The organism is Desulfitobacterium sp., assembly GCF_035539115.1.
Taxonomy (GTDB): domain Bacteria; phylum Bacillota; class Desulfitobacteriia; order Desulfitobacteriales; family Desulfitobacteriaceae; genus Desulfitobacterium_A.
The window spans coordinates 21,122-30,479 of sequence record NZ_DATLJA010000087.1 but is presented as its reverse complement, the minus strand read 5'-3'; the positions used below and the strand labels follow the sequence as shown (position 1 = coordinate 30,479).

Genomic DNA, 9,358 nt, shown 5'->3' with positions numbered 1-9,358 from the left:
GTGCTTGCTGAAATCGCCAAAAATCGAACACCTATACGCCCAGACAGGCAATTTGAACGTAATATACCCAGGAAGAAACGGTTCTTTATGAATAAGAAATCGGCATTGTAAATTATTTGATACTTAGATTGACGACATTGCATATAAATCCGTAAAATCAAATATTCTATTTATCTTCGTCTTCTTCGTACATGTCCTTGAAGATAATACGTTCATTACCAATAACATTCATTATATTAATTCTTTCTTTAATATCTTCTACTTCTTCTTGATATAAAGCATCAACTTCATTTATAAGGGACTGTGGTACCTCACCCTCACAAATAGATGCTAGGTATTCTTGTACAAATGCAATTTCAATATTAAGTGGTTCGATACTTTTAATAAATTCATAACAATCCGAAGTAGCTTTAGTATTCATCAAAAAAACTATGAATTCTTTAAGAGATATTTGTTCATTTATATATTGTTCTTGTAATGAATCCCTTTTAAATTCAGGCAAGAATATCTTGCTTGCGGGAGATCCGCTTCTAAGCTCGTAAGTATAGATATTTAGTTTAAAGGCTTGCTCTGTGATCTGTTCATAATATTTTCTAGATATAGAGCCCACAACTCTTCCAAAAAAGTCCTTAATCCTATCGTCATTATAGGTTGGGAAAAAATTACTTACATCAATATCAATTTCCAGGCTAGTGCAGATAAAATCAGTTAGTAAATCTCTTTCTTTAGCATAGTCATTACTAATATTGAATCTTTCATATCTACAGGTGTTGTAAAAGTTTGTAATTACTTGCAAAAACCTATATTGGTGTGAATTAAACTTAATATCACACCTCTCTAATATTCTGGCATGAAGTTCTTGGTGGCTATGAGAGATTAAACTCTTCTCAAATGATTCTATTTGTTCCAAGGGAATGTCTTCTAAAAGGACAATAAGAGCCTTTTGCAATCGCTCTATACCCACAGAAATCGGATATAAAACATGAAATATTTCACTTTCGTAATGGAAACTTTTTAAACGGTTGAACTCCTTTATTCCATTGTAAATAAATGTTCCCGCAATATCTATTTCTGTGCCCATAGCAAAGTTTTTAAAATATGTAACTCTATCCAAGTATACCATCCTCTTACTGATATTCAACAAACGAAAAACACTTTTTAGGATCAACTTCTTCTTTCCCATTTTTGCGAACTTCGTTTGCTATCTGTACCATATCGTAAACTAATACGAACTTGTTTGCATAAAAAATTTTTTATTAACATCTTCAAATCATTCGATACCAATGGTAAGTTTACCTTTATCTTATTCAAATGTTATAAGTAATTTCATGAACCTTGCTTAGCTGGGTTCGCAAAACTCCCATTTAATGAACTTCTAGTTATCCTACAATTGTGTATTAAATCATAGTTGATTTTTATTCCAATTATAACATCAATTTCAATTTTCTGATAAACTTCGTTGCCGTTTGGATACTGCTAATAGAGGTTATTGGGGGTTAACTCCCGATAACCTCTATTTTTAAATCAAGATTCTGAATGTGAAAACATCTGTGGGTTTACATGGAATAGCTGGATAATTTCATGGCGCTTTTCACTGATATTTTTTGGTTTTGCACCTCGAAAAAATTTAACCAAGAAGCGGGCTATTCTATTTTTATATTGAGGTTTGCTCGTTTTCCCTTTTTAAGGGTGTAAATTCATAACGGCTTGGGAACAATGAATTTGAGTTAAGTTGAGTTTCCTATTTTGAGGTGATTCTAGGTGGCAAACTCTGATGATCAAGAAAAGAAGGTAGATAGCACAATACCAGTGGATTGGCCGAACTTTAAAAATCAGGTTGCTGATTTGGCTCAGGTCCTTGAGAAAATGAATCTTTCAGAATATATTTCTTACCTGAATAGTCCCCGGCGCATGTTGCTGATCAATTTTGCTTCTGGTTTAGTACGGGGCTTAGGAGTGGCACTCGGGGCATCAATCCTCGCAGGGATAGCCCTTGTTTTGTTGAGGCGTCTTGTCTTTTTAAATTTGCCTGTCATCGGTGGAGTCATCGCTGAGCTTGTAAAAATTGTGAATGCCCATAATGGATATTAGGGGGAAAGAATGGATGGAAAATGAAAAGTATGCGAAACTAATTGAGCAACTCGAACGGGATAAAAAGGAAACGCTCGAAAGTGCAAGGAAGCTTATAACTGAAGATTTGCGAGAATCGATAGGTGAACTTTCCTTAATTGATAATCATCCGGCGGATATTGGTACAGCGGTGTACGAACGTTCACGGGATGTCGCTATTCATGATCGCTATATTCATCGGGTTCATGCGATTGACTCGGCGTTGCAACGATGGGAAGAGGGAAGCTACGGCATTTGCGAACATTGTGGAACGGAGATTCCCCTGGAACGCCTTGAAGTGCTTCCCTACACTACGGTTTGCACAGAGTGTAGTCGGCTAGAAGAAAAAGAAGAACAACATTCTCTTCATCGGGAACCCGTGGAAGATGAAATTTTGAATCGACCGTTTTCTCGAACCTTTAACGATGGGACAGACCGGGTCGAGTTTGATGGCGAAGATTCCTGGCAAGCTGTGGCTCGCTATGGAACTGCGGATTCTCCCCAGGACCTCGGGACGAATCGCGATATTAGTGATCCGAATGAAATGTATGAGGATGCGGATGAGGTGATCGGTGCGGTAGATGCGATCGAGACCCTCGACGTTGAGGTGGAGCCTGGGTTTGGGAATACGGTTTACTATGATAAACAGCATGGACGCACGTAATTACGCAAGTTAAGATTTGTAGGCCTGCTCGGTCGTCGGCGAAACGCTTTGCCCGCTCATCACGGCGCCGGGGCTATTCACTTTGGCGACTCCGCTACCTCGCTAAACCTCTGGGTAATAAAAGAGGTACGCCGCTCCTGCGCGTCCATGCGCCCGCGGCATCAGTCCATCCATGGACAAGTCCACAGCTCGGCTTCACGCTTCGCTGCCTGGGTTCACTACGCCCCTCTGCTTTAAGTCTTCGCTCAGCAAATCGTTTCGCCTATCTTTGTGGCATCTGAGAGTCTTAATCTCCCCGAGACTTACGTTATTACCGCTCCGGGGCTGTCTCTCTTGCTTTTGAGGTAAGGGCTCAGGTCAATACCTGAAGTGCCACCTTGGCTCAGTGTCGGCGAGTTACGACCCTGCGCCGTTGAGAATTAACCTTTTGAGCAGGCGGCTTGCCTTTAAAGAATCTTGAGCAAAGCCCTAAAAACTATCAAAGAAGATATATTAGACCCAACAGCTACACGACCAAAGCCTTTTCCCAACACCGCGGGCGTGGATTTTACCTGCTAAACGCTTAAACATTGCCCTGCAGGGATGCGTTGTGTTAAGATGAATTCAAAGAACTGCGGGGAGGTAAAAGGTTGTTGGTTTGGCTCACTATTATTGGAGTTTGGATTATCGATCGCGTACTGAAGATCCTTATTCAGGGATATTTTTATCCCAATGAAACGTTCGCAGTTATTCCTAATATTTTTCATATAACCTACGTCTTAAATCCAGGAGCGGCCTTTGGTTTAATGGCGGGCCGGACTTGGGTCTTTGTTCTTACGGCTCTTTTAGTCGTGGCTGGAGTCGTCTATGCCCAATTTAGAATTCCACGTGAGGAGAAAATTCTGCGCTTAGCTTTAGGGTTAATCGGAGGCGGCGCTTTGGGAAATGTCTATGATCGGATCATGACTGGAAAAGTTGTGGATTATTTGGATTTTCGGATTTGGCCTTTTGTCTTTAATTTTGCAGATAGTATGATCGTGATTGGTGTGGGGCTTCTGCTGCTCATCATGTATCTCAAGGATCGTAAAAGTGGGAGAATGGAATGAAGGAAAATCATTTTGAACTAGAAGATGAAGAATTGGTAGGGTTAGAGTCACAGGAAGTCAGTTCTGGTGATCAAGAGTTTAAAGAAATCCAGGAATTCGAACTTCCAGAAGGATTACGGCTTGACGTTGGGGTGACAGAGGTTATCGGGAAAACTCGTTCCTTTGTTCAATCCTTGATTGGTGATGGATTTGTCCAGGTTAACGGGGAAGTTAAGAAATCCAATTACAAGATTCGTCCTGATGATAGGGTGAAGGTGGTTATCCCTCCTCCGAAGGAACTTAATGTCGAAGCGGAGAATATCCCTTTGGATATCGTTTATGAGGATGAGGACCTTCTCGTCGTGAATAAACCCCAGGGAATGGTTGTGCACCCTGCTCCAGGATCCTGGAATGGAACCCTAGTTAATGCGCTTCTCTATCATTGTCACAATCTGTCAGGCATTAATGGAGTGTTGCGTCCGGGGATTGTCCATCGGATTGACAAGGATACGTCTGGACTATTAGTGGTTGCAAAGAACGATCAAGCCCACCAGGGCCTGGCCGCACAGCTTAAAGAACATAGTATGGCTCGGAGATACATTGCGCTCGTGCATGGTGTAATTTTAGAATCAACGGGGACAGTGGATGCACCATTGGGTCGGGATATCCCAGACCGGAAGAAAATGACGGTCACGTTCCATAATTCCAAAGCAGCTGTGACGCATTACAAAGTTCTAGAACGGTTCCGAGAATTTACGTACCTCCGAGCAAAGCTGGAAACCGGACGGACGCATCAAATTAGGGTCCATATGGCCTATCTCAAGCATCCCGTCTTAGGAGATCCTTTGTATGGTCCGAAGCGGAATCCTTTTGGACTCAAAGGACAAATGCTTCATGCTGAACATCTTGGATTTGTGCATCCTCGCACTGGAGAATGGGTGGAATTCACGGTTCAACCCCCTGAGATTTTTGATAAGATTATTCAGCAGCTTAGAAAAGATCAATGAAGAAATTAAGATATTAATGAAGAATTGAAGTATAAATTGAATTGACTTTTATTACTTTGTAAGGTAGACTTAGAAGAAATTAAGGCCTTTAACGCGCGTCCAGAGAGACACCAAAGGCAGACGACATGAAGAGTGAACTGTCTGCTAATGCAGGCAGTTTTTTATACTAACAGAAAGTATAAGTTTTGGGCAGATAGCATAAGTACAACCAGCGGTTTTCGCTTTCCTACGATGCAAGTAGTTAAGTCCGGCAGGATAAGGCGACTAAGGCCATCGCTTTGGCGCTGGCCAAGTCTTCTTTATCGCTAATGCTCGGCGAAAGCTGGGTTTTCTTTATTTAGGAAAGGAAGTGGAGCGGGATGGAGGGTATTACCAAAAGCCAAATCATGGATGCAGATGGGATTCGACGTGCAATCACCCGGATTGCCCATGAGATTGTCGAGAAAAATAAAGGGACAGAAAACGTGGTCCTGATTGGAATTCGTCGACGGGGCGTACCACTGGCTGAACGGATACAACAACGCGTTGAGGAATTTGAAGGGGTAAAACTCCCGCTGGGGATTCTCGATATCACGCTTTATCGGGATGATTTAACCATGATCGCTGTTCAACCTATTGTTCATGAATCGGAAGTTCCGTTTAGTGTCCAAGGAAAGACGGTCATTCTGGTGGATGATGTCCTTTATACCGGACGAACGGCTCGGGCCGCACTTGATGCAACGATGGATTTGGGACGCCCCGAGAAAATTCAACTGGCCGTTCTTGTCGATCGCGGACATCGTGAGCTCCCGATTCGTGCCGACTATGTTGGTAAAAATCTTCCAACCTCTAGCCGTGAGATTGTTTCCGTTTGTTTACAGGAAATTGACCAGGCTGAGCAAGTTTTACTTCAGGAAAGGTCAAAAGATCTCAGCTGACATCATAATGAACATGGATAATCTAAGAAACATAAAGTAACCCTTTAAGATGCTTTCCCGTGAGTTGGCTAAGGGTAGAGAATAGGATTAGTGTATCCTTATATCCTCTTACCTTTGGGTAGGAGGATTTTTTTAATTCTTGATTGAACAAAGGAGGAACTCTCATGAAGTGGAACCGTAAAGATGTCTTACACATTGAAAATTTAACACGCGAAGAAATTGAACTGATTATCCAAACCGCTAAACCAATGAAAGAAATTCTATTTCGTCCGATCAAAAAGCTTCCAACGTTTCGCGGTAAATCGGTGATCAATCTTTTTTATGAATCAAGTACCCGTACGCGAAGCTCCTTCGAAACTGCAGCCAAGGTGTTAGGGGCTGACACCTCGAGCTTGGCAGTTGCGCAAAGCAGTATGAACAAAGGGGAAACGTTATATGATACTGCACGTACACTGCAAGCGATGAACCCTGATCTTGTGGTTATCCGGCACGCAAGCTCTGGAGCCGCTCAGTTCTTAGCTCAGACCTTAAAGGCTGGAGTGATCAATGCTGGAGATGGACAGCATGAACACCCGACCCAAGCCCTTCTTGACCTTTTTACGATGAGGGAACACCTAGCTGACCTCACCGGAAAAAAAGTCTTAATCGTTGGGGATGTGCTCCATTCCCGCGTGGCGCGGAGTAACGTGTATGCTTTAACGAAAATGGGTGCTGAGGTGGTTCTTGTCGGGCCGCCGACCCTTCTTCCACCGGAGATGAGAATTCTCGGTGTCAAGATGAGCTATCAACTGGATTTAGAGTTGCCCGGAGCAGATGTAGTGATGGCTTTGCGTTTACAGCTTGAGCGCCAACAGGCGGGCCTTTTTCCCAGCTTGCGGGAGTACAGCCAGCTCTACGGGCTGAATCGTGAACGACTTGAGAAAACGGGAAAGAATACCTTAGTGATGCATCCCGGCCCAATGAATCGCGGTGTCGAGATATCAAGTGAAGTTGCGAATTCTCCAAACGCTGTCATTGAAGAACAGGTGACGAATGGAGTCGCAATCCGGATGGCTCTAATGTATTTGTTGATGGGAGGGAATAGTAATGTGGTGGCTTAAAAACGTCAAAATCGTTGATCCCGAGAGTGGATCGATTCAAGTAAAGGATGTTTTACTTGAAGGGGAACGAATTCTTGAGATTAGGGATTCGTTAACGAAGGAAGAGGTACAAAATAAATCTCAAACAGGGATCCAAGTCATCGATGGCACCGGAAAATACCTATTCCCCGGGCTCATTGATGTGCATACGCATTTACGTGAACCAGGACAAGAAGAAAAAGAGGAAATTGCAACCGGAGCTCGAGCAGCACTTAAGGGTGGATTCACGACGATCCTCGCGATGCCCAATACCAAACCCGTACTCGATCAGAGAGCTTTAATCGAGTTCGTTTGTAATCAGGGAGAACGGGCAGGCGGAGCTAACGTTTATCCAATCGGTGCGATTACCAAAGGACAAAAGGGCCAAGAACTAACAGAGATGGTGGACTTAGCTGCGGGTGGGGCCAAGGCTTTCTCTGATGATGGCAAAGAAGTTCAAAATGCGGAGCTCTTACGCTTAGCTATGGAATATGTTAAGTTGACCGGTCTTCCCTTGATTAGCCATTGCGAAGATGAAAATCTGGCGCGCGGCGGCGCGATGCATAAAGGTGTGGTCAGTGCCAAACTGGGACTGAGAGGAATTCCTTCAAGTGCAGAGACAGTGATGGTCGCCCGCGACATTCTTTTAGCCGAAGAGACGGGCAGCAAACTTCATCTCGCTCACATCTCAGCTAAAGAAAGTGTGAATCTAATTCGGGCGGCTAAACAACGGGGCGTGGATGTGACGGCAGAGGTTAATCCCCATCATCTTATCTTTACGGATGAAGCGATCGCTGAATCGAAATATAACCCTTCCTATAAAGTAAATCCACCGCTGCGTTCGGCTCAGGACCGGCAGGCTCTCCTGGAAGGAATTTTGGATGGAACGTTGGATATGCTGGCTACGGATCATGCTCCTCATACGTGGGAGGAAAAAATGAAACCCTTTGCCGAGGTTCCTTTTGGGATTGCCGGGTTGGAAACCGCTCTCGCGGCAATTTGGACTTATCTTGTCCAACCTGGAAAGTTACCCGTGGAAACCTTGCTTCGAGTCTGGAGCCTTAACCCTGCTCGGCGTTTTAAGCTGCCGGGTGGTTTAGTGCAATCTGGCCAGATTGCTGATTTGGTCCTCTTTGATCCCGAGCAAAAAGAGAAGATCGAGCCAGGTTGGTTCATTTCCAAAGCCCAAAACACGCCGTTTCTTGGGCAGGAGCTACAGGGGTTTGCGTCCATGGTTTGGGTCAGCGGACAGCTTCGTTTTCAGAAGGCTGGAGAAGAAAAAGCGTGGCAGGAACTGCAATAAGTTTAGGGGCTTGGGAGAATAATGGACTCATCGAGGCATAAAGACAGGAGGAATAATAGATGCCATTTTTGGTATTACAAGATAGAACTGTGTTTGAAGGAGAAGGTTTTGGCGCGTGGCCTGCAGAGCGAGGAGAACAAGCAGGAGAAGTTGTATTTAACACGTCTATGAGTGGTTACCAAGAAATTATTACGGATTTGTCTTATGCCGGACAGATTTTGGTTTTAACTCATCCCCAAATCGGAAATTACGGTTGGCATGATGAGGAAAATGAAGCTGATAAAATATTATTAAAAGGCTTGATTGTTCGCGAACTTGCGTCAGGCGAAGGAAGTTTGCATGCTGACGGGTCGTTGAAGGAGTTCTGTCAAGAGCACGGGATTTGGGGACTCAAAGGAGTCGATACGCGAGCTCTAACTCGACATATTCGGCAACAAGGAACCATTCCGGGTGTTCTGGTCGTCGGCGAAGAAGATGGACTTCAGTATTGGAAAAGAGTGGAAAACAGAGAACTGAACTGGCATCCGCATCAACATTGGGTTTACCAGACCACGACGGCCGAAAGTTATGAAATTCCGGGGAAAGGACCCTTCGTGGCTGTTCTGGATTGCGGGGCTAAACGTAACATCCTAAGATCCTTACAGGAATATGGGTTCCGGATCAGGGTTTTCTCTGTGACAACACCTGCTGAAGAAATTTTGCGGGCTCGACCAAAGGCCTTAGTTCTTAGTAATGGGCCAGGAGATCCCAGCGAATTGCCGGAAATAGTGGCTACTATACGAGAACTTCTGCCGAAACTACCCATTCTCGGAATTTGTTTAGGACATCAACTTCTCGCTTTGGCGGCAGGAGGAGAAACGTATAAACTTCCGTTCGGACACCGGGGAGGAAACCATCCTGTCCAGGATAGTCGTACCCAAAAAGCGACGATGACGGCTCAAAACCATGGGTATGCAGTCCGCGAAGAATCTCTTGCTCAATCCGGATTTCAAGTTATTCTACGCAATCTTCATGATGGGACAGTGGAAGGGATGGAACATACGACTTACCCCGTGTTCTCAGTTCAATATCACCCTGAAAGCGCTCCCGGACCAGAGGAAAACCATAAGATCTTTGAAGATTTTTTTCATAAGATAGGCTTAATCGGCTAAGTTTTGACGGAATAGAAAGATAGCG

At 44.1% G+C, this 9,358-nt stretch carries 9 protein-coding genes; 8 read left to right on the top strand and 1 reads right to left on the bottom strand.

Features of this window, described 5'->3' with window-relative positions:
• Window positions 1-166 precede the first annotated feature (166 nt).
• A complete protein-coding gene (locus tag VM640_RS14400) occupies window positions 167-1,114 on the bottom strand; it encodes a hypothetical protein (protein ID WP_325393405.1) in 948 nt (315 codons plus the stop codon).
• Between the two features lie 647 nt (window positions 1,115-1,761).
• Between VM640_RS14400 and VM640_RS14395 the strand changes: the two genes are divergently transcribed.
• The 8 genes from VM640_RS14395 to carA all read left to right on the top strand — a co-directional run bounded on the left by VM640_RS14395 (window position 1,762) and on the right by carA (window position 9,333).
• Entirely contained in the window at window positions 1,762-2,091 is a 330-nt protein-coding gene (locus VM640_RS14395; protein WP_325393404.1) for a DUF5665 domain-containing protein, read from the top strand.
• A 13-nt stretch (window positions 2,092-2,104) separates the two neighbouring features.
• A complete protein-coding gene (locus tag VM640_RS14390; protein WP_325393402.1) occupies window positions 2,105-2,773 on the top strand; it encodes a TraR/DksA C4-type zinc finger protein in 669 nt (222 codons plus the stop codon).
• A 629-nt stretch (window positions 2,774-3,402) separates the two neighbouring features.
• Window positions 3,403-3,858 carry a signal peptidase II gene (gene lspA, locus VM640_RS14385; RefSeq protein WP_325393400.1) on the top strand — a complete coding sequence of 152 codons (456 nt, stop codon included), beginning with the start codon at window positions 3,403-3,405 and terminating at the stop codon, window positions 3,856-3,858.
• Window positions 3,855-4,844 (top strand): RluA family pseudouridine synthase, encoded by a 990-nt coding sequence (locus VM640_RS14380; protein ID WP_325393398.1) that lies wholly within the window; start codon window positions 3,855-3,857, stop codon window positions 4,842-4,844. The genes lspA and VM640_RS14380 overlap by 4 nt, the downstream gene beginning before the upstream one ends.
• A gap of 359 nt (window positions 4,845-5,203) precedes the next feature.
• On the top strand, window positions 5,204-5,761 hold the full coding sequence (pyrR, locus tag VM640_RS14375) for a bifunctional pyr operon transcriptional regulator/uracil phosphoribosyltransferase PyrR (protein WP_325393396.1): 558 nt from the start codon (window positions 5,204-5,206) through the stop codon (window positions 5,759-5,761).
• Between the two features lie 164 nt (window positions 5,762-5,925).
• Window positions 5,926-6,861 (top strand): aspartate carbamoyltransferase catalytic subunit, encoded by a 936-nt coding sequence (locus tag VM640_RS14370; RefSeq protein ID WP_325393394.1) that lies wholly within the window; start codon window positions 5,926-5,928, stop codon window positions 6,859-6,861.
• On the top strand, window positions 6,848-8,182 hold the full coding sequence (locus tag VM640_RS14365) for a dihydroorotase (RefSeq protein WP_325393392.1): 1,335 nt from the start codon (window positions 6,848-6,850) through the stop codon (window positions 8,180-8,182). The genes VM640_RS14370 and VM640_RS14365 overlap by 14 nt, the downstream gene beginning before the upstream one ends.
• A gap of 59 nt (window positions 8,183-8,241) precedes the next feature.
• Window positions 8,242-9,333, top strand: a complete 1,092-nt coding sequence (gene carA, locus VM640_RS14360; RefSeq protein WP_325393390.1) for a glutamine-hydrolyzing carbamoyl-phosphate synthase small subunit — start codon at window positions 8,242-8,244, stop codon at window positions 9,331-9,333.
• The last annotated feature ends 25 nt before the right edge of the window (window positions 9,334-9,358 follow it).

Coding starts and splice junctions, on each gene's coding strand:
- carA (WP_325393390.1), top strand. CDS start 8,242: ATGCCATTTTTGGTATTACAAGATAGAACTGTGTTTGAAGGAGAAGGT.
- pyrR (WP_325393396.1), top strand. CDS start 5,204: ATGGAGGGTATTACCAAAAGCCAAATCATGGATGCAGATGGGATTCGA.
- VM640_RS14390 (WP_325393402.1), top strand. CDS start 2,105: ATGGAAAATGAAAAGTATGCGAAACTAATTGAGCAACTCGAACGGGAT.
- VM640_RS14380 (WP_325393398.1), top strand. CDS start 3,855: ATGAAGGAAAATCATTTTGAACTAGAAGATGAAGAATTGGTAGGGTTA.
- VM640_RS14370 (WP_325393394.1), top strand. CDS start 5,926: ATGAAGTGGAACCGTAAAGATGTCTTACACATTGAAAATTTAACACGC.
- VM640_RS14365 (WP_325393392.1), top strand. CDS start 6,848: ATGTGGTGGCTTAAAAACGTCAAAATCGTTGATCCCGAGAGTGGATCG.